This is a genomic window from Micromonospora sp. NPDC048871 (assembly GCF_043198155.1).
Taxonomy (GTDB): domain Bacteria; phylum Actinomycetota; class Actinomycetes; order Mycobacteriales; family Micromonosporaceae; genus Micromonospora.
The window spans coordinates 414,372-434,129 of sequence record NZ_JBICUM010000001.1 but is presented as its reverse complement, the minus strand read 5'-3'; the positions used below and the strand labels follow the sequence as shown (position 1 = coordinate 434,129).

General features: G+C 71.6%; 16 protein-coding genes. 11 read left to right on the top strand and 5 right to left on the bottom strand.

Annotated elements, in window-relative coordinates:
• Positions 1-44: 44 nt before the first annotated feature.
• From ACGFIK_RS02075 to serA, 5 genes are all read left to right on the top strand, one after another.
• Entirely contained in the window at positions 45-2,378 is a 2,334-nt protein-coding gene (locus ACGFIK_RS02075) for an EAL domain-containing protein (protein ID WP_327022326.1), read from the top strand.
• Positions 2,379-2,604: 226 nt separating this feature from the next.
• Positions 2,605-4,470, top strand: a complete 1,866-nt coding sequence (locus tag ACGFIK_RS02070; RefSeq protein ID WP_327022325.1) for an acetolactate synthase large subunit — start codon at positions 2,605-2,607, stop codon at positions 4,468-4,470.
• Positions 4,471-4,591: 121 nt separating this feature from the next.
• Positions 4,592-5,107 (top strand): acetolactate synthase small subunit, encoded by a 516-nt coding sequence (gene ilvN, locus ACGFIK_RS02065; RefSeq protein WP_327022324.1) that lies wholly within the window; start codon positions 4,592-4,594, stop codon positions 5,105-5,107.
• Positions 5,108-5,192: 85 nt separating this feature from the next.
• Entirely contained in the window at positions 5,193-6,206 is a 1,014-nt protein-coding gene (gene ilvC, locus ACGFIK_RS02060; protein WP_327022323.1) for a ketol-acid reductoisomerase, read from the top strand.
• 297 nt (positions 6,207-6,503) lie between these two features.
• A complete protein-coding gene (gene serA, locus ACGFIK_RS02055) occupies positions 6,504-8,102 on the top strand; it encodes a phosphoglycerate dehydrogenase (protein ID WP_327022322.1) in 1,599 nt (532 codons plus the stop codon).
• Between the two features lie 73 nt (positions 8,103-8,175).
• On the opposite strand, the gene ACGFIK_RS02050 is transcribed toward serA, so the two are convergent.
• A complete protein-coding gene (locus ACGFIK_RS02050; protein WP_327022321.1) occupies positions 8,176-8,535 on the bottom strand; it encodes a hypothetical protein in 360 nt (119 codons plus the stop codon).
• A 320-nt stretch (positions 8,536-8,855) separates the two neighbouring features.
• Positions 8,856-9,701 (bottom strand): FAD:protein FMN transferase, encoded by an 846-nt coding sequence (locus ACGFIK_RS02045; protein WP_327027236.1) that lies wholly within the window; start codon positions 9,699-9,701, stop codon positions 8,856-8,858.
• 220 nt (positions 9,702-9,921) lie between these two features.
• On the opposite strand from ACGFIK_RS02045, the gene ACGFIK_RS02040 reads away from it, so the two are divergent.
• Positions 9,922-10,953, top strand: a complete 1,032-nt coding sequence (locus ACGFIK_RS02040) for a 3-isopropylmalate dehydrogenase (protein ID WP_327022320.1) — start codon at positions 9,922-9,924, stop codon at positions 10,951-10,953.
• A gap of 195 nt (positions 10,954-11,148) precedes the next feature.
• Positions 11,149-12,246 carry a branched-chain amino acid aminotransferase gene (locus tag ACGFIK_RS02035; RefSeq protein WP_327022319.1) on the top strand — a complete coding sequence of 366 codons (1,098 nt, stop codon included), beginning with the start codon at positions 11,149-11,151 and terminating at the stop codon, positions 12,244-12,246.
• 53 nt (positions 12,247-12,299) lie between these two features.
• On the opposite strand, the gene ACGFIK_RS02030 is transcribed toward ACGFIK_RS02035, so the two are convergent.
• Both ACGFIK_RS02030 and ACGFIK_RS02025 read right to left on the bottom strand, forming a co-directional pair.
• Positions 12,300-13,040: a tyrosine-protein phosphatase gene (locus ACGFIK_RS02030; protein ID WP_327022318.1), complete on the bottom strand. Its 741-nt coding sequence runs from the start codon at positions 13,038-13,040 to the stop codon at positions 12,300-12,302.
• Positions 13,041-13,110: 70 nt separating this feature from the next.
• The gene (locus ACGFIK_RS02025; RefSeq protein ID WP_327022317.1) at positions 13,111-13,569 is read right to left on the bottom strand and encodes a PRC-barrel domain-containing protein; all 459 of its coding nucleotides are present in this window, start codon (positions 13,567-13,569) and stop codon (positions 13,111-13,113) included.
• Positions 13,570-13,874: 305 nt separating this feature from the next.
• Here ACGFIK_RS02025 and cimA point away from each other — a divergent pair, with 305 nt between their 5' ends.
• Positions 13,875-15,452, top strand: a complete 1,578-nt coding sequence (gene cimA / locus ACGFIK_RS02020) for a citramalate synthase (protein ID WP_327022316.1) — start codon at positions 13,875-13,877, stop codon at positions 15,450-15,452.
• 77 nt (positions 15,453-15,529) lie between these two features.
• On the opposite strand, the gene ACGFIK_RS02015 is transcribed toward cimA, so the two are convergent.
• On the bottom strand, positions 15,530-16,516 hold the full coding sequence (locus tag ACGFIK_RS02015; RefSeq protein WP_327022315.1) for an endonuclease/exonuclease/phosphatase family protein: 987 nt from the start codon (positions 16,514-16,516) through the stop codon (positions 15,530-15,532).
• Positions 16,517-16,682: 166 nt separating this feature from the next.
• On the opposite strand from ACGFIK_RS02015, the gene ACGFIK_RS02010 reads away from it, so the two are divergent.
• Genes ACGFIK_RS02010 through ACGFIK_RS02000 form a run of 3 tightly spaced genes read left to right on the top strand, consistent with a single transcriptional unit; the run spans position 16,683 to position 19,695 of the window.
• Positions 16,683-17,732, top strand: a complete 1,050-nt coding sequence (locus tag ACGFIK_RS02010; RefSeq protein WP_393337221.1) for an AAA family ATPase — start codon at positions 16,683-16,685, stop codon at positions 17,730-17,732.
• Positions 17,733-17,752: 20 nt separating this feature from the next.
• Positions 17,753-18,739 carry a DUF58 domain-containing protein gene (locus tag ACGFIK_RS02005; protein ID WP_393337218.1) on the top strand — a complete coding sequence of 329 codons (987 nt, stop codon included), beginning with the start codon at positions 17,753-17,755 and terminating at the stop codon, positions 18,737-18,739.
• Positions 18,736-19,695, top strand: a complete 960-nt coding sequence (locus tag ACGFIK_RS02000) for a VWA domain-containing protein (RefSeq protein WP_393337215.1) — start codon at positions 18,736-18,738, stop codon at positions 19,693-19,695. Before ACGFIK_RS02005 ends, ACGFIK_RS02000 begins: the two co-directional genes overlap by 4 nt.
• The last annotated feature ends 63 nt before the right edge of the window (positions 19,696-19,758 follow it).

Below are 19,758 nucleotides of genomic sequence, written 5' to 3'. Positions count from 1 at the left end.
ACACCCGATCCCCACGGCGCGCGGCCATCCGGCAGAGTGAGGTGGTGCACACACCCCCGGGCATGATCGGTGCCGCGGTGCTGAGCGCGCTCGTCGCCGTCGCGGCCGGGGTGTTGCTGGCCGCCGCCGCCCGGCGTCGTGGTGGGCCGCACCGCCAGGCGTACGCCCTGCTCGCGGTCGCTGCGGCGGTGTCCCTGATCACCCTGTTGCTGGCCGCGGCCGGTGCCCTGAGCGCCAACGAGCACTGGGCACACGAGCAGGCGCAACGCACCGACTGGGCCAGTGCGGTGGCGGTCGGCACCGCGGTGAGCGGCCTGTTGTTCTGCGGCGGTCTGCTCCGGATGCCCGGGGTCGCCGGTTCGGTGGGCTCGGCCGGTGGGCTGGCCCTGGAGGGCGTGGTCGTGGGTGCCGCGCTGTGGTTCGTCGGTTGGGTGCTGGTTTCCGAACCGACCCGGCTGCTCGGCGACGGCACCCCGGCGGCCTGTCCGGCGATCCTGCTCACCTCGGTCAGCGCGGCGCTGTGCTGCGGCCTGGCTGCCATCCTGGTGCTGCGGGCCACCCGACCGCGACGTGGCCTGGCCATGCTGGGCGCCGGCATCTCCGTGGCCACCTGCGGCGGCCTGGGGGTGGCGGCCGGGCTCTGCCAGGTCGGTCCCGCGGTGACCTCGGTCAGCCTGATCGTGCTCGCCGTCGGCCTGCTGACGGCCGCGGTGGCGGTGGGCCGGATCGACCCCTCCGGGCAGCTCACCACGGATGTGATCCGCCACGACGGCGAGTACGCCTTCATCCCGATGGCCGCGATGGCCGGTTCGGCGATGTACCACCTGCTGCGGGGCGGCCAGTTCGACGCCCTGGGCATCATCGCCGGCAGCGTGGAGGGTTTCGCCCTGGTGGCCCGGCAGCACCTGACCCTGCACCTGCTCCGGGCCTACGCCGGGCGGTTGGCGGAGCGGGAGGCCCACTTCCGGCAGCTCGCGCACACGGACGCGCTCACCGGGCTGGCCAACCGGCGTGGGCTGCTGCGGGCCCTGCACCGGTGCGCGCAGAGCCCCTGCATGCTGGTCAGCCTGGACCTTGACGGCTTCAAGAACGTCAACGACATGCGCGGTCACGACGTCGGTGACGCGGTGCTGGCCGAGGTGGGTCGGCGGCTGCGGAGCAACCTCCGGCCGGGGGACCTCGCCGCCCGCCTTGGCGGAGACGAGTTCGCGGTCCTCATGCACGGGCAACCGGCCGAGGTGGAGGCGGTCGCCGAGCGGCTGCGCAAGGTGCTGGGGGAGGCGTACCAGCAGCCCGAGGGGCCGGTCTTCCTCTCGGTCAGCATCGGCCTGGCGACCTGGGCCGACACCCCGGACGTGGAACTGCTGCTGCGGCACGCCGATCTGGCGCTGCGCTACGCCAAGCAGCGGGGCAAGAACCGGACCGAGCGGTACGACGGGGGGTACGACCGGCTGCTGCGCCGGCGGACCACCCTGGAGCACGAGTTGCGGGGCGCGATCGGGCGCGACGAGCTGCGGCTGGTCTTCCAGCCGGTGGCCTCCCTGCCCTCGGTGCGGCCGGTCGGGGCGGAGGCGCTGCTGCGCTGGCGCCACCCCGAGCTCGGCAACGTCCGCCCGGACGAGTTCATCCCCCTGGCCGAGGAATGCGGCATGATCGCCGAACTCGGTGCCTGGGTGCTGCACCAGGCCTGTCGGCAGTTGTCCCGCTGGCTGGCCGAGGGGCACGACGTCTGGGTGTCCGTGAACGTCTCCCCCCGGGAACTGCACGCCCCGGCCTACGTGGTCCAGGTGGCCGAGGCGCTGCGGATCCACCACGTCCCGCCGCAGCGGCTGGTGCTGGAGGTCACCGAACACGCGGTAGCCACCGATCTGGACGAGCTGATCCGCCGGCTGACCGCCCTGCGGCGGACCGGGGTGCGGATCGCCCTGGACGACTTCGGTGCCGGCTACTCCTCCCTGGGCCAGCTGCGCCGACTCCCGATCGACATCCTCAAGATCGACCATGGTCTGGTGGCCGAGCACGAGCCGGTCCGCCCGGTAGGGAGCGAGGGTCCGGCCTTCGCCCCCATGGTCGACATCGTGATGCGGCTGGGGCACCAGTTCGGCCTGGAGGTCATCGCCGAGGGGGTGACCACCCCCACGGAGTTGGCCGCGGTGGTGGCCGCCGGCTGCCGCTTCGGTCAGGGGGCCCTGTTCGGGTGGGGCGTACCGGCAGAGCATCTGGAGGCGATGCTGGAGGCGGCCACCTCGCCGGGGGCCCGCCCGGCGCGTCCGGCCGGGGTGGGCTCGGTGCCCGCCCAGAGGGCCGAAAATGGGACGTCGGAGCAGGTCAAACCGGGTGCTGCGGGCCTGCCAGGGGGCAATACCCCCCGTCCGTGAACCAAAATGTGGGATCAGTTGACTCATCGCGTGAGATGCGTCAGTCTTGAGCCATGTCGTACCGGTCGCTGCGAGTACTTATCTGAGCGCACTCTCCTCACTGAGAGTGCGCTGGCCCCGTGCATCTGGCACGAGGGCTTTTTTGTTGCCGTCGAACCCACCGCATCCGGCTCGTCCGTGTGCACTGTGTGAGCAGCCCAACCAACTCCAGCCGAAGGCAATCGCCATGACGAGACCCACACCAGAGACCATCGCCCATTCCGTCCGGCGAGCCCGTAACTCCGCCGAGACCACGGGTGACAACGACCACACCCGCGCGGAGGTCGCCTCGGCCCCGGCGGTACAACCCGCCCAGGTCTCGGGAGCCGGCTCGCTGGTGCGCTCCCTGGAGGCGCTCGGGGTCGACGTCGTCTTCGGCATCCCCGGCGGGGCGATCCTGCCGGCGTACGACCCCCTGTACGACTCGACCGTCCGGCACATCCTGGTCCGGCACGAGCAGGGGGCCGGTCACGCGGCCACCGGCTACGCGCAGGCCACCGGCCGGGTCGGGGTCTGCATGGCCACCTCCGGTCCGGGCGCCACCAACCTGGTGACCCCGATCGCGGACGCGTACATGGACTCCGTGCCCCTGGTGGCGATCACCGGCCAGGTGGCCCGTCCGGCGATCGGCACGGACGCCTTCCAGGAGGCGGACATCCAGGGCATCACCCTGCCGATCACCAAGCACAACTTCCTGGTGCAGAGCCCCAGTGAGATCCCGCGCATCCTGGCCGAGGCGTTCCACCTGGCCTCGACCGGCCGGCCCGGCCCGGTCCTGGTGGACATCCCCAAGGACGTCCTCCAGGCGGAGACCACCTTCGTCTGGCCGCCCACCCCGGACCTGCCCGGCTACCGGCCGACCCTGCACCCGCACGGCAAGCAGATCCGCGAGGCGGCCCGGCTGATGACCACCGCCCGCCGCCCGGTGCTCTACGTCGGCGGTGGGGTGCTCAAGGCCGCTGCCACCGAGGGGCTGCGCCGGCTGGCCGAGCTGACCGGCATTCCCGTGGTGACCACCCTGATGGCCCTGGGCGCCTTCCCGGACTCCCACCGCCAGCACCTGGGCATGCCCGGCATGCACGGTACGGTCGCCGCGGTCTACGGGTTGCAGAAGGCCGACCTGATCGTGGCCCTGGGTGCCCGGTTCGACGACCGGGTCACCGGCAAGCTGGACTCCTTCGCCCCGGACGCCACCGTGGTGCACGCCGACATCGACCCGGCCGAGATCGGCAAGAACCGGCACGCCGACGTGCCGATCGTCGGTGACGCCCGGTACGTCATCGACGAGCTGCTCGCGGCGGTCACCGCCGAGCAGGCCGCCGGGCGGGTCGCCGACCTCGGCGACTGGTGGACCCAGCTGGACGACCTGCGGGAGCGCTACCCCCTGGGCTACGAGGAGCCCTCCGACGGCACCCTTTCCCCGCAGTACGTGATCAAGCGGCTGGGCGAGATCGCCGGGCCGGACGCGATCTACGTCGCCGGGGTCGGCCAGCACCAGATGTGGGCCTCCCAGTTCATCTCGTACGAGAAGCCGCAGACCTGGCTCAACTCCGGTGGTCTCGGCACCATGGGGTACGCCGTGCCGGCCGCGATGGGCGCCAAGGTCGGCCGGCCGGACGCGGTGGTCTGGGGCATCGACGGTGACGGCTGCTTCCAGATGACCAACCAGGAGCTGGCCACCTGCGCCCTGGAGGGCATCCCGGTCAAGATCGCCGTGATCAACAACGGCAACCTCGGCATGGTCCGGCAGTGGCAGACCCTGTTCTACGGTGAGCGCTACTCCAACACCGACCTGGGCACCCACAAGCACCGCATCCCGGACTTCGTCAAGCTGGCCGAGGCGCTCGGCTGCGTCGGGCTGCGCTGCGAGACCGCCGAGGACGTGGACAAGACGATCGAGGCGGCGATGTCCATCAACGACGCGCCGGTGGTCATCGACTTCGTGGTCGGCAAGGACGCGATGGTCTGGCCGATGGTCGCCGCCGGTACCAGCAACGACGAGATCATGTTCGCCCGCGGCGTCCGCCCGACCTTCGACGAGGATGACATCTAGTCATGGCCGATTGCACCGAGCGAAGCGAGGGCCAAGAGGACATGACGAGGAAGGCTTCGGCCATGGCCGATTGCACCGAGCGAAGCGAGGGCCAAGAGGACATGACTAGGAAGGCACTGCCATGACGATGCACACACTGTCCGTGTTGGTGGAGAACAAGCCGGGCGTGCTGGCCCGGGTCTCCGGGCTGTTCTCCCGGCGCGGCTTCAATATCGACAGCCTCGCGGTCGGGGAGACCGAGAACCCGGACGTCTCGCGGATCACCATCGTGGTCAACGCCGACTCCTCCCCGCTGGAGCAGGTCACCAAGCAGCTCAACAAGCTGGTCAACGTGCTCAAGATCGTCGAGCTGGACCCCTCCACCTCGGTGGCCCGGGAGCTGCTGCTGGTGAAGGTGCGCGCCGACCGCGCCGCCCGGGGACAGGTCCTGGAGACGGTGAGCCTGTTCCGGGCCCGGGTGGTCGACGTGGCCGCCGACACGCTGACCATCGAGGCCACCGGCACCCCCGACAAGCTCGACGCGCTGCTGCGCGACCTCGAGCCCTTCGGCATCAAGGAAATGGTCCAGTCGGGCCTGGTCGCGATCGGACGCGGCCCGCGTGCGATCACCGCCGGCCCGGCCCTGAGGGCCGCCTGACCCACATCACCCCGGCCGGGTCCGCCTGGACCGGCCGGCCACGAGCCACGACGGGCCGCTGCGGCCGCCGTACGAAAGGGAAGTCATGAGCGTTGAGGTGTACTACGACGACGACGCCGACCTGGGCCTGATCCAGGCGAAGAAGGTCGCCGTGATCGGGTACGGCAGCCAGGGCCACGCCCACGCGCTGTCGCTGCGCGACTCCGGTGTCGACGTGGTGATCGGTCTGCCGGAGGGCTCGAAGAGCCGCCCCAAGGCCGAGGAGCAGGGCCTGCGGGTGCTCACCCCGGCCGAGGCGGCGGCCGAGGCCGACGTGATCATGATCCTCGCCCCGGACACCGCGCAGCGGCACATCTACACCGAGTCGATCGCGCCGAACCTCACCGCAGGCAAGGCGCTGTTCTTCGGGCACGGGTTCAACATCCGCTACGGCCTGATCAAGCCGCCGGCCGACGTGGACGTGGCGATGGTCGCCCCGAAGGGCCCGGGTCACCTGGTCCGCCGGCAGTACGTCGACGGCAAGGGGGTGCCCTGCCTGGTCGCGGTCGAGCAGGACGCCAGCGGCACCGCCTTCGCGCTGGCCCTGTCGTACGCCAAGGGCATCGGCGGCACCCGGGCGGGTGCGATCAAGACCACCTTCACCGAGGAGACCGAGACCGACCTCTTCGGCGAGCAGGCCGTGCTCTGCGGTGGGGCGGCAGCCCTGGTGCAGACCGGCTTCGAGGTGCTCACCGAGGCCGGGTACGCCCCCGAGGTGGCCTACTTCGAGTGCCTGCACGAGCTGAAGCTGATCGTGGACCTGATGTACGAGGGCGGCATCGCCCGGATGCGCTACAGCGTCTCCGACACCGCCGAGTACGGCGACCTGTCCCGAGGCCCGCGGGTCATCGACAGCCGGGTCAAGGACGAGATGCGCAAGATCCTCGGTGAGATCCAGAACGGCGAGTTCGCCCGCGAGTGGGTGGCCGAGGACGAGGCCGGCCGGCCGAACTTCGGCAAGTGGCAGGCCGAGGGCGCGGCTCACCCGATCGAGGAGACCGGCGCCAAGCTGCGCGGCATGATGAGCTGGGTGGACCGCCCGATCACCGAGACCGCCTGAGATCTTCGCGACGGGTTGCGAGATCCGTCTCACCCGACGGCACCCGCGCCGGACGTTCTCCCCGACGTCCGGCGCGGGTGCCGTGCTGTTCGGACCCACCGGCAAGGGGTCAAACCGCACGTCACGTCCGGTTTGTGAGGGCACTCACCCCCTGGTCCGGGCCATCTCGGGCGGCCGGGCCCCTACGATTCCGGGTAGGTGCTCCAGCCGCACCCCACGGCCATGGCCCTGCCCGCGCCGGGCGCAGCGCAGCGTCCACGCACCGGCCGACCGCTCTGACGACATCTACGAGGACCAATGACTCCTGTCGTACTGATCGCCGAAGAACTCGCTCCTGCCGCAATCGAGGTGCTCGCTCACGACTTCGACGTCCGGCACGTCGACGGCACCGATCGCCCGGCTCTGCTCTCCGCCCTGGCCGAGGCCGACGCCGTCATCGTCCGCAGCGCCACTCAGATTGACGCCGAGGCGATCGCCGCCGCACCCCGGCTGAAGGTCGTGGCCCGGGCGGGCGTGGGTCTGGACAACGTCGAGGTGCCGGCCGCCACCGCGCGGGGCGTCATGGTCGTCAACGCCCCCACCTCCAACATCGTCTCCGCGGCCGAGCAGGCCGTCGCGCTGCTGCTGGCGGTGGCCCGCAACACCGCCAGCGCCAGCGCCGCCCTCAAGGCGGGGGAGTGGAAGCGGTCGAAGTACACCGGCGTGGAGTTGCAGGGCAAGACCGTCGGCGTGGTGGGCCTGGGCCGCATCGGGGTGCTGTTCGCGTCTCGTATCGCCGCCTTCGGCACCCGGCTGATCGCCTACGACCCCTACATCCAGCCGGCTCGGGCCGCGCAGCTCGGGGTCCGCCTGGTCGGCCTGGAGGAGCTGCTGCGGGAGAGCGACTTCATCTCCATCCACCTGCCGAAGACCCCGGAGACCGTGGGCCTGATCGGTGAGAAGGAGTTGTCGATCGTCAAGCCGGGCGTACGGATCATCAACGCCGCCCGCGGCGGACTGGTCGACGAGCAGGCCCTGGCCGACGCCCTGGCCGAGGGTCGGGTCGCCGGTGCCGGGGTGGACGTGTACGCCAAGGAGCCCTGCACCTCCTCGCCGCTGTTCGCCTTCGACAACGTGGTGGCCACCCCGCACCTGGGTGCCTCCACCGCCGAGGCCCAGGACAAGGCCGGCCTGGCCGTGGCCAAGAGCGTGAAGCTGGCCCTGCAGGGCGAGTTCGTGCCGGACGCGGTCAACGTGCAGGCCGGTGGGGTGGTCGCCGAGGACGTACGCCCGCTGCTGCCGCTGGCCGAGAAGCTCGGCCGGGCCTTCACCGCGGTCGCCGGTGGGGTGGCCGCCAGCGTCACCGTCGAGGTGCGCGGTGAGATCGTCAACCACGACGTCTCGGTGCTCAAGCTGGCCGCCACCAAGGGCCTGTTCAGCTCGGTGGTGGAGGAGCAGGTCACCTACGTCAACGCGCCGCACCTGGCCGCCCAGCGTGGGGTGGAGGTCTCCCTGACCACCCACACGGAGACCGTGGAGCACCCGGTGCTGGTCACCGTGCGCGGCGCCCTGCCGGACGGTCGTACGGTCAGCGTCTCCGGCACGGTGACCCACGCCGGCACCCGGGACATCATCAAGCTGACCGAGGTGGACGGCTTCGACGTGGAGATCGGGGCGGAGGGCATCCTGCTCTTCCTCCGCTACGCCGACCGTCCCGGGGTGGTCGGCACGGTCGGCACCCTGCTCGGCGAGGCCGGGATCAACATCGCGGCGATGCAGGTGGCCCGCCGGGAGGCCGGTGGCGAGACCCTGATGACCCTCACGGTCGACCAGGCCCTCGGGGCCGACCTGCTCACCTCGGCGGCCGACTCGATCGGCGCGGCCTCGGCCAGCGCGGCGGACCTGCGCGACGAGTAACAGTTCAGGCGACGCCACCAGGGGCTCGGCCATCGGCCGGGCCCCTGGTGCTTGACGTCTGCGTGGTGCCGGGTCAGCCGGACAGTCGGGCTACCGGCGGCGGGTAGACCGAGCCGTCCTGGGCGTCGTAGAGCATCAGCCGGTGCTCTCCGGCCAGCCGCTCGATGTCCAGCAGCACCTCATCCGGGCAGGCCGGGTCGAGATTCATCTCGATATGGTCGGCCGTCGCGTGCAGTGGTGCCACCGCCCAGGGCCCACCGGTGATCCCCGGTTGGTCGGGGTAGCGGGCGGTGATCGCCCGGTAGAAGGCGACCACCCGGGGGTCCGGTCGGTGCTGGGCGTGCTGGCCCTCCCGGCACCGCTGCACCGCCGCGCGCACATCGTCAGGCGTCGCCCCGTCCGCCAGGGCCCACACGCTCAGATCGAAACTCACGGCCGACAGCGTGCCATCCGCGATTGTCCCTGTCGAAAACGGCCCTGGCACGGGCCTGCGGTGACGGGTGTGATGGTCCCCTGTAGAGCCTTGCCGTGAAACACGCCGATTCGCTAGCTTACTGGTGCGGTTTCTGGCCGATCCGATGATGCCGGCCCGTCTTCGGGTGGCGAGGTCGACGTCCGATCGACCGGCCCGTACCCCTCGATTGCGCGAGCCATGCGCATTCGCCTCGACCGGCCTCCGCGGCCGTTGCCGCGGCCGTGGAGGCCGATCGCCGAGACTCCACGATGGACCCTGTCCAGGGTGCATGTGGACGGTCAGTGGTGGGTGGCGATGAGGGCGCGGTAGGGCGATCCGGCCCGGAACCAGTTCAGCCCGGTCGGACCGGCGGCGTACAGCGCGGTGGCGTAGGCGTCCGCGACCGCCAGGTCCGGGCCCACCACGGTGGCGGCGACCATCTGGTCGGCCGGTTCCCCGGTGCGCGGGTCGACCACATGCCCGCGTCGGCCGGTCACCCCGGAGGTGCCGATCGCACCCGCCGTCATCTCCAGCACCAGTGGCGCCCGACGGTGGTCGGTCGGATGGTGCACGGCCACCCGCCACGGGCCGCCGTGCCCGGCGTGTCCGCGTACCACCAGGTCGGCGCCGGTGAGCACGGCGTAGTTCGTGATGCCGGCGGCGCGCAGCCGGGCCGCCGCCCGTTCGACCGCCCAGCCGCCGAGCAGGCCACCGGGGTCGAATCCGCCCGGCACCGCCCAGGCGTCGAACCAGCCGTCCGTGGCGGCGCGCATCGCGGCGCAGCGGTCCACCAGGTCCGCCAGCGGCGGGTAGGACTCCGGACTGATCTCGCCCCGACGCAGCCGGGACACCAGACTCTCCGGCCGGTTGGGACCGTAGGTCAGGTCGATCGCGCGCAGTTCGGCCACCGCGTCCCGCAGGGCCTCACCGACTCCCCGCCGACCCGGCCCGGTCGGGGCGTTGAGCAGCAGGGTGTACTCGGCGGTGGAGGTGCGCACGGTGTGCCGTACGGTGAGCCGGTCGTCGGCACCCCGGCCGGCCCGGTCCGGGCGCGCGTCGCGGATGCCCAGGCGCAGGTCCGGTCGGCGGTAGCGAAAGGTCGCCGGGTCGATCCAGCGGGTACGCGGCTGCTCGTCGGTCCACATGGTGTCCGCCCCTCCTTCGACGACCGGCCCCACGCCGTAGTGGTCGTCGTCGGCCCTGTCCGGCCGGTTGTCGCTCACGCTAGGCAGCCCAGATGACGGCAGCATGAGCGGACGCTGAGAAGCTGCTGTGCGTGTCACATCCCGAAAAGTGGAACACTCGTACCGGGAGGCGGGACGGCGGCGTACCGTCTAGCCGATACGAGCGAAGGAGCTGACGAACGTGGCACGGATCGCGGTGGTGGCCGGGGACGGGATCGGACCCGAGGTGGTCGCGGAGGCCCGCAAGGTCATCGATGCGGTTCTGCCCGGGGTGCAGGCCACCGAGTACGACCTCGGTGCGGCACGTTACCACCGCACCGGCGAGGTGCTGCCGGACTCGGTGTTGGCCGAGCTGGCCGGGCACGACGCCATCCTGCTCGGTGCGGTCGGCGACCCCACCGTCCCCCCGGGGGTGCTGGAGCGGGGTCTGCTGCTCAAGCTGCGTTTCGCCTTCGACCAGTACGTCAACCTGCGGCCCTCCCGGCTCTGGCCCGGGGTGGCCAGCCCGCTGGCGACGGTCAAGCCCGGCGAGGTCGACCTGGTGGTGGTCCGCGAGGGCACCGAAGGGCTGTACGCCGGTGCCGGCGGCACCCTGCACCGCGACACCCCGGCCGAGGTGGCCACCGAGGAGAGCCTGAACACCCGATACGGGGTGGAGCGGGTGGTCCGTGACGCCTTCGCCCGGGCCAGCCGTCGGGAACGGCGCAAGGTGACCCTGGTGCACAAGACCAACGTGCTCACCCACGCCGGCTCGTTGTGGGCCCGCGCCTTCGAGGCGGTGGCCGCGGAGTACCCCGAGGTGACCACGGAGTACCAGCATGTCGACGCCGCCGCGATGTTCCTGGTGACCCAGCCCCAGCGCTACGACGTGGTGGTCACCGACAACCTCTTCGGCGACATCCTCACCGACATCGCCGCCGCGGTGACCGGCGGGATCGGGCTGGCCGCCAGCGGCAGCATCAACCCCGACCGGACCTACCCCTCCATGTTCGAGCCGGTGCACGGCTCCGCGCCGGACATCGCCGGGCGTGGCATCGCCGACCCGGTGGCCGCGGTCCTCTCCGGCGCCCTGCTGCTCGACCAGCTCGGCCACTCCGAGGCCGCGGAGCGGATCACCGCCGCGGTCGGTGCGGAACTCGCCGCTCGTACCCCGGGCGAGGCGGTACGCACCGCCGAGGTGGGCGACCGGATCGCCGCCCAGGTAGCCGCCTGAGTCCACATCAGGTCTCGCCACCGGCGACAGCCGGTGGCGATCGGCCCGAACGTCCGGGTGGAAGCGACGACTCGCTGGTACTACCGACCAGTGCGCCTACCCGCTGAACGACCGTTCGGGGTAAGTTTTTGGCACAAATACTTCTGATGTGCGCCGCCTCGGCGCATGTCGTCGTCCCCCAGGGAGGTCAGCGCGATGAGCGGTGGTGACAAGCTCGAATTCGAGATCCGTCCGAATCCCGCGCCGGTATCCGCCGCCGACCGGGCCGCGCTGCTGGCCAACCCTGGATTCGGCCGGGTGTTCACCGACCACATGGCCATCATCCGCTACGCCGACGGCAAGGGCTGGTACGACGCCCGGGTCGAGGCCCGGGGGCCGATCCCGATGGATCCCGCCAGCGCGGTGCTGCACTACGCGCAGGAGATCTTCGAGGGGATGAAGGCGTACCGCACGGTCGACGGCGGGGTGACCATGTTCCGCCCGTACGCCAACGCGGCCCGGTTCAACACCTCCGCCACCCGGATGGCCATGCCGACCCTGCCGGAGCAGGCCTTCGTCGACTCGCTGCTGCGGCTGATCGAGATCGACCGGGAGTGGATCCCGGAGGGCGAGGACGGCAGCCTCTACCTGCGGCCCTTCATGTTCGCCAGTGAGGTCTTCCTCGGCGTCCGCCCGGCCAACGAGTACCTCTACGTGGTGATCGCCTCCCCGGTGGGGGCGTACTTCTCCGGCGGGGTCAAGCCGGTGACGGTCTGGGTGTCGCCGGACTACACCCGGGCCGCCCCGGGGGGCACCGGCGCGGCGAAGTGCGGCGGCAACTACGCGGCCTCCCTGGCCGCCCAGGCCGAGGCCGCCGAGCACGGTTGCGAGCAGGTGGTCTTCCTGGACGCGGTGGAGCGCCGGTACGTCGACGAGCTGGGCGGCATGAACGTCTTCTTCGTCTACGACGACGGCTCGGTGGTCACCCCGCCGCTGACCGGCACCATCCTGCCCGGCATTACCCGGGAGTCCGTGCTCACCCTGGCATCGGCGGCCGGTCATTCCGTGCAGGAGCGGCCGGTGAGCTTCGACGAGTGGCAGGCGGACGCGAACAGCGGCCGACTGCGCGAGGTCTTCGCCTGCGGCACCGCCGCGGTGATCACCCCCATCGGCCGGGTCCGGTACCCGGAGGGGGAGTTCACCATGGGCGGTGGTGAGCCGGGTCCGATCACGATGGCGTTGCGTCAGCAACTGGTCGACCTGCAGCGCGGCAACGCCCCCGACCCTCACAACTGGGTCCACCGCGTCCTCTGAGCTGTGCGAAAGGGCCCCCTGCCGGTGCGGGGGGCCTTTTTCGCAACCAGGGCTCAGTCGAGCAGGTGGGTGCGCAGGGCGGCGAGTTGGTCGTCGGTGACCCCGGCGTGCCGCAGGTAGCCGTCGATCGAGCCGTGGCCCTCGCGGATCTCCGCCAGGAAGGTCAGCATCGTCTCCGCCGGTGAGAACACGAACGGGGCGGGAAGTTCCGGCAGGTGGGGGTAGGCGGTGGCGAGCCAGGCGACGAACCGCTGCGAGGCCTCCGTGCTCAGCGCGTAGTCCGCGGCGATCTCGGCATCATCGACACCCAGGGCCGCCAGGGTCAGGCCGCAGACGATGCCGGTGCGGTCCTTGCCGGCCACGCAGTGCACCACCACGGGGGCGTTGGCGCTGTCGGCGATCAGGCCGATGGCCTGGGCCAGCCCGGCGGTCCCGGTCCGGGCCAGGTCGGCGTACCGGTCGGCCAGGTAGCGGGCCAGATCGCTGCCGGGCTGGTACGGCTGCCTGCCCCATTCCTCGTGCTCGGGGTGGATGTGCTGGTAGTCGAGCCCCTCGATTTCGGGGACCCGGCCGTCGCGTTGGACCTCCTGGGGGCGGCGCAGGTCGACGACCGTGCGTACCCCCAGGGCGCGGAAGGCGTCCAGGTCCGCGCCGTCCATCCGGTGCAGGGAGTCGGAGCGGTAGAGCCGCCCGGAGCGCACCGTCCGCCCGTCCAGGCCGCGGTAGCCACCCACGTCCCGGAAGTTGAACATCGCGGTGAAGGGGATCCTGCGCCTGTCGTCGATCGCGTCCATGCGGACACCGTATCGGCCGGTGGGAGGCTTTCCCACCGGCCGATACCGCGGATCAGTACTTCAGGTCGCCTCAGCGAAGGCCGCCGGGCGGGGTGGCGGAGTAGGTGTCGTTGTAGTACCCGCCGAGCTTGTCCCGGTACGCCGGGTCGTTGATCGAGTCGTCGTACTCCGGCGCGGCCTTGATCTGGTCCTTGGTGCGGTCGACGTAGACCTTCTGCTCGTCGTGGTCGACGTGGTTGACCGTCCCGGCCGGCAGCATGACCTTCTTGCCGAAGATCCACGGGCCGGTGTCGACCACCAGGTAGCTGGCGTCGACCTCGCTGCTGTCACTGTCGATCTTGCCGATCGAGCCGTCGCTGGCCTCGACCTTGTAGCCGATCAGGCTGGTGCCGGCGACCCCGGCCTCGTCCCGGTAGCTCCAGGGGCTGAAGGAGCTGGTGGGGGCGCCGGTGGTGACCACGTCCTGGTCGACGGCGCGCAGGGCCGGGTCCGGCGTGGCGTGCGTGTTGTTCGGGTCGAGCCTGTCCATGGGATCTCTCCTGTCTCGACTTGGATCAGTCGTCTCGGAGGTACGTGGTTCGTTGTCCCGAAAACTCCTACCCGGTGCGACTCGTCCTACACCCACCTTCTCCGATGAGACCCAAGTCATCGTCCCGAGATATGGATTCTGCCTCCCAGATCCGCCGCCGAGTGGCAGAGTGCAGAGCGTGACCAGCACCGCCCGCATTATTGGCAACTAGCGCGCCGGCCTTCCCCTCCGCCGAGCGCGCAGACCTCCCGCAGCCGCGGGGGGTCTTTTTGTTGCGCCGGCCGGTGCCATACGAAGGGATCACCATGACGTTCCAGGTCTACGACACCACCCTCCGCGACGGTGCCCAGCGCGAGGGGGTCAGCTACTCCGTGGTCGACAAGCTCGCGGTGGCTCGACTGCTCGACGAGTTCGGCGTCGGGTTCATCGAGGGTGGCTGGCCGGGAGCGGTGCCCAAGGACACCGAGTTCTTCCGTCGGGCGCGTACCGAGCTGGAGCTGCGGCACGCCGTGCTGGTCGCCTTCGGCGCCACCCGCCGGGCCGGTGCGGTGGCCGCCGACGACCCGCAGGTGCGCGGCCTGCTGGAGGCGCAGACCCCGGCGATCGCCCTGGTCGCCAAGGCCGACCTGCGGCATGTCGAGCGGGCCCTGCGGACCACCGCCAAGGAGAACCTGGCGATGATCCACGACACGGTCACCCACCTGGTCGCCGAGGGCCGTCGGGTCTTCGTCGACGGGGAGCACTTCTACGACGGCTACCGCCACGATCCGGCGTACACCGCCTCCGTGGTGGAGACCGCCCTGGCCGCGGGCGCCGAGCGGTTCGTGCTCTGCGACACCAACGGCGGCATGCTGCCCTCGCAGGTCACCGCGGCCATCACCGACCTGACCGACCGCATCGGGGTGGCCCCCGAACTGCTCGGCATGCACGCCCAGAACGACACCGCCTGCGCGGTGGCCAACACCATCGCCGCCGTCGAGGCCGGGGTCCGCCACGTGCAGGGCACCGCCAACGGGTACGGCGAGCGGCCGGGCAACGCCGACATCTTCGCGGTCGTCGCGAACCTTCAACTCAAGCTCGGGCTGCCGGTCCTACCGGAGGGCTGCCTGGAGCAGATGGTGCGGGTCTCCCACGCCATCGCCGAGATCGCAAACATCGCCCCCGACACCCACCAGGCGTATGCAGGGGCCGCAGCCTTCGCTCACAAGGCGGGACTGCACGCGAGTGCGATCAAGGTGGATCCGCTGCTGTACAACCACATCGAACCCGAGGTGGTCGGCAACGACATGCGGATCCTGGTCACCGAGATGGCCGGCCGGGCCAGCATCGAGCTCAAGAGTCGTGAGCTCGGGCTGGATCTGGCCGGCCATCCGGAGGCCCTGTCCCGGGTCACCAACCGGGTCAAGGAACTGGAGGCCGGCGGCTGGTCCTTCGAGGCCGCGGACGCTTCCTTCGAGCTGCTGGTGCGCTCCGAGTTGCCGGGCGCCGCGGCGGTGCAGCCCTTCAACCTGGAGTCGTACCGGGTGCTGGTCGAGCACCGGGAGGACGGCGCGGTGGTCTCCGAGGCGACCGTGAAGATCCGGGTGGGCGGCGAACGGGTGATCGCCACGGCCGAGGGCAACGGCCCGGTCAACGCCCTGGACGAGGCGCTGCGGGTCGGTCTGGGCCGGCACTACCCGCAACTGCGGGACTTCGAGCTGGCCGACTACAAGGTGCGCATCCTGGAGGGCAGCCACGGCACCGGAGCGGTGACCCGGGTGCTGGTCGAGACCGCGAACGGCCGTGGCGGCGGCTGGACCACGGTGGGTGTGCACCCCAACGTGGTCGAGGCGAGCTGGCACGCCCTGGTCGACGCCCTGACCTACGGCCTGGGCCGGGGGTAAGGAAGGGCCCCTGCTTAACGCCTGCGGTAGAGGAAGGGCCCCCTGTTAACGCCAACCCGTGAGCCGTGCCGGCTGGCTCAGCCGGTGTCGGCTGCGGGCAGGCGCAGTTCGGCCAGCACCATGCGGTGGTCACTGCCCGGCAGTGGCCGGACGGTCGCATCGTGTACCGCGATGCGACGGTCGACGAGCACGTGGTCGATCGTTACCGGGGGGATCAGGCTGCCGTCGTACGGGCCCCAGGTGCCGGTGAGCCCGGCGCCGACCGCCGCGGCGGCGTCGACATAGCCGGTATCCAGCAGGGCCCGCAGCGGCCCGTGGTCGAGGGTGGCGTTGAAGTCTCCGGCGAGGATGCTCAGCGCCCCCTCCGGGGTGGCCGCCGGCTGGGCCGCCAGGTCGTCGCGCCAGAAGCCCGTCTGATCCAGGGCGTACGGCGCGGAGGGGTGGGCGGACTCGACGCGTACCTCCTGGGCGCCCGGTACGGCCACGGTCGCGTACGCCTGGGTGAAGCCCCAGCCACCGCGCAGGGTCCGGAGGCCGGCGTCGCGGATCGGGTGGCGGGCGTACAGGCCCGAGCCCGGGGTGCCGACCACCGGGTTGAGGTGGCGGTACGGCAGCAGCCGGTCCAGGCCCAGCCGATCCAGTTCGACCTGGGCCGAGGGGGTGAACTCCTGCACCACGAGCACGTCGACCCGCTCGGTGCGGACCAGTTCGACCACCGTCGCCGGGTCGGCGGCACCGGCCAGCAGGTTGGCGGTGAGCAGCCGTACCGTCGGCCCGTTCACCTGCGGTTGGGGCGAGGGCAGGGCCCGGGGCACCACCACGGCGACCAGGGCCACCGTGGTCAGCGCCGCGACCACGGCCGGCCAGCGGCGCCGTAGGGCGAGCGCGAGCAGCAGCGGCACCAGGCTGCCGAGCGCCGCGTACGGGGTGAACGCCAGCAACTGCACCAGGGGCCCGCGGTCCAGGCCCAGCAGTCGGGCCAGTACCCAGCCGAGGCCCGGTACGACGGCCAGCCAGCAGATCGCGGTGCCGAGCCGGGGGAGTCTCGCGGTGACGATCTGCACATCTGGAGGCTACGGGTGCCCCGCCCGCATCCGGTTGCTGACCGGCCGGGCGGCTCTGGGCGGTCCGGCACCCTCCAGGGTCGTAACGCCGCCGCCGCGCGGTCTGGGTGCCCCACGGCCGTAAATTCCGACGTTTGTCCGACGGCCGTCGCGGGAAGCAAGCACCGTGACGGACATCTCGGACACCCTGTCCAGCCTGCCCACCCCGGCCGATCAGGACGCGACCGCGGCCGAGCTGCACCAGACCCTCAACGAGGTCAGACGGGTGATCGTCGGGCAGGATCAGCTCGTCGAACGCCTGCTCACCGCCCTGCTGGCGGACGGGCACTGCCTGTTGGAAGGCGTACCAGGGGTGGCCAAGACCCTGGCCGCACAGACCCTGGCCACAGTGGTCGGTGGCACCTTCTCCCGGATCCAGTTCACCCCCGACCTGGTGCCCTCGGACATCGTCGGCACCCGCATCTACCGGGCCTCCAAGGAGAGCTTCGACGTCGAACTGGGCCCGATCATGGCCAACCTGGTGCTGGCCGACGAGATCAACCGGGCTCCGGCGAAGGTGCAGTCCGCCCTGCTGGAGGCGATGGCCGAGCGGCAGGTCTCGATCGGTGGGCGCAGCTACCCGGTGCCGGAGCCCTTCCTGGTCCTGGCCACCCAGAACCCGATCGAGTCCGAGGGGGTCTACCAGTTGCCGGAGGCCCAACGGGACCGCTTCCTCATGAAGATCGTCATCGACTATCCGGACGACGCCGACGAACTGGCGATCCTCTACCGGATGAGCGCCGAGCGCCCCCGGGCCCACCGGGTGCTGCGACCGGACCGGCTGCGGGAGTTCCAGCTCCACGCCCGGCAGGTCTTCGTCCACCACGCCATCGCCGAGTACGTCGTCCGACTCATCCTGGCCACCCGTGACCCGGCCCGGTACGGGATGCCGGACCTGGCCCCCCTGCTCGCGTACGGTGCCAGTCCTCGCGCCACCCTGGGGATGGTCGCCGCCGCCCGGGCCCAGGCCCTGCTGCGCGGCCGGGAGTACGTGCTGCCGGAGGACGTCCGGGAACTCGCCGTGGACGTGCTGGCCCACCGGCTGGTGCTCTCCTTCGACGCGGTCGCCGACGGGGTGAGCGCCGAATCGGTGGTACGCCGACTGGTCGAGGTGGTGCCGCTGCCCCGGGTGGTCAACGGCCAACCGGAGTACGCCGCCGATCTGGCGGCCGCGTGATGAGAGGTGGCCGGGTCCCGGTGCCGGCGGACCCGGTGCTCACCGAGCTGACCCCCGACCAGCGGCTGCGCCGGCTGGAACTGACCGTCACCCGGCGCCTGGACGGTCTGTTGCACGGCGAGCATCGGGGTCTGCTGCCCGGACCGGGCAGCGAACCCGCCGGCAGCCGCGAGTACCGGCCCGGCGAGGACGAGGTACGCCGGATGGACTGGGCGGTCACGGCCCGGACCACCGTGCCGCACGTCCGGGAGGTCGACGCCGACCGGGAACTGACCACCTGGCTGCTGGTCGACGCCAGCCCCAGCATGGAGTACGGCACCGCAGAACTGGACAAGCGGGAACTGGCCGTGGCGGCGGTGGCCGCCATCGGCTTCCTCACCGCCGGCAGCGGCAACCGCCTGGGGGCGCAGGTGCTCACCCCGTACGGGCTGCATCGGGTGCCCGCGCGGGGTGGACGCAGCCATCTGGTCGGCCTGATGCGCGGCCTGCTGGCCGCCCCCCGGCAGGGGGTCAACCCGCCGGCCCGCCCGCCCGGCGAGGAGGTCGACCTGGCCGCCGGGCTGGCCGCGGTGCACCGGACGGCCAACCGGCGGGGTCTGGTGGTGGTGATCTCGGACTTCCTGGACGGCCTGCCGGACGACCCACGGTCACCGGCCGACTGGGAACGCCCGCTGCGCCGGTTGGGCGTGCGGCATCAGGTGCTGGCGGTGGAGGTGGTCGATCCGCGCGAACTGGAACTGCCGGACGTCGGACTGATCACCCTCACCGATCCGGAGACCGGCGCACGCCGCGAGGTCTGGACCGGCGACCCCGGCCTGCGGGAGCGGTACGCGGCCGCCGCCGCGGCCCAGCGGGACCAACTCCGCCAGGCCCTGCGCCGGGCCGGGGCGGCCCACCTGGCGTTGCGTACCGACCGGGACTGGGCCACCGACATCGTGCGGCATGTGCACGCCCAGCGTCGGTTGGCCCTGGCACCGGCCGCGCCGAGGCGGGGAGGTGTCGCATGATCTGGGAGTCACCCATCCGGCTCTGGTTGCTGCTCGGGGTGGCCGCGCTGGCGCTGGCCTACCTGGTGGCGCAGCGCCGCCGCAGCCGGTACGCCGTCCGGTTCACCAACCTGCGTCTGCTGGACCGGGTGGCCCCCCAGCGCCCGACCTGGCGTCGGCACCTGCCGGCCGGTCTCTTCCTGGCCATGCTGGCGTTGCTGGTGGTCGGCTTCGCCCGGCCGACGGCGGAGGTTCGGGTGCCCCGGGAACGGGCCACCGTGATGGTCGCGGTGGACGTCTCCACCTCGATGCTCGCCACCGATGTGGACCCGGATCGGCTCAGCGCCGCCAAGAGCGCCGCCCGGGAGTTCGTCGACGGACTGCCCAGGGAGTTCAACGTCGGGCTGGTGGCCTTCGCCGGCAGCGCCGCCGTGCTGGTGCCGCCGAGCACCGACCGGGAGGCGTTGGACGAGGGGATCCAACGCCTGGCGGAGGGGATCACCGGGGTGCAGGGCACCGCCATCGGCGAGGCGATCAGCACCTCCCTGGGCGCGGTCCGGGCCCTGGACGAACAGGCCACCACCGAACCGCCCCCGGCCCGGATCATCGTGCTCTCCGACGGGGCCAACACCTCCGGCATGGATCCGATGGAGGCCGCCGCGGAGGCGGTGGCCGTGGAGGTGCCGGTGCACACGATCTCCTTCGGTACCCCGGGCGGCTTCGTGGACCGGGGCGGGCGACCCATCCAGGTGCCGGTGGACGGGGAGACCCTGCAGGCCGTGGCCGAGCAGACCGGCGGGGCCTTCCACCAGGCCGACACCAGCGACGAGTTGCGTGCCGTCTACGACGACATCGGCAGTTCGGTGGGGTGGCGCAAGGAGCGGCAGGACATCTCGGCCCGGTTCATCGGGCTCGGCCTGGTGTTCGCGATGGGGGCGGCCTTCGGCTCCATGCGCTGGTTCTCCCGCCTGCCCTGATCGCGTACCGGCCGGTCCGACCCCGGCCCGGCCCGACCTCCGCACCAGCTGCGGGCGCACATG

Excerpts from the sequence above, each read along its gene's own strand:
- ACGFIK_RS02045 (WP_327027236.1), bottom strand. The coding sequence starts at position 9,701 with ATGTGGACCGACGAGCAGCCGCGTACCCGCTGGATCGACCCGGCGACC.
- ACGFIK_RS02035 (WP_327022319.1), top strand. The coding sequence starts at position 11,149 with ATGAGCGGTGGTGACAAGCTCGAATTCGAGATCCGTCCGAATCCCGCG.
- serA (WP_327022322.1), top strand. The coding sequence starts at position 6,504 with ATGACTCCTGTCGTACTGATCGCCGAAGAACTCGCTCCTGCCGCAATC.
- cimA (WP_327022316.1), top strand. The coding sequence starts at position 13,875 with ATGACGTTCCAGGTCTACGACACCACCCTCCGCGACGGTGCCCAGCGC.
- ACGFIK_RS02030 (WP_327022318.1), bottom strand. The coding sequence starts at position 13,040 with ATGGACGCGATCGACGACAGGCGCAGGATCCCCTTCACCGCGATGTTC.
- ilvN (WP_327022324.1), top strand. The coding sequence starts at position 4,592 with ATGACGATGCACACACTGTCCGTGTTGGTGGAGAACAAGCCGGGCGTG.
- ilvC (WP_327022323.1), top strand. The coding sequence starts at position 5,193 with ATGAGCGTTGAGGTGTACTACGACGACGACGCCGACCTGGGCCTGATC.
- ACGFIK_RS02000 (WP_393337215.1), top strand. The coding sequence starts at position 18,736 with ATGATCTGGGAGTCACCCATCCGGCTCTGGTTGCTGCTCGGGGTGGCC.
- ACGFIK_RS02025 (WP_327022317.1), bottom strand. The coding sequence starts at position 13,569 with ATGGACAGGCTCGACCCGAACAACACGCACGCCACGCCGGACCCGGCC.
- ACGFIK_RS02070 (WP_327022325.1), top strand. The coding sequence starts at position 2,605 with ATGACGAGACCCACACCAGAGACCATCGCCCATTCCGTCCGGCGAGCC.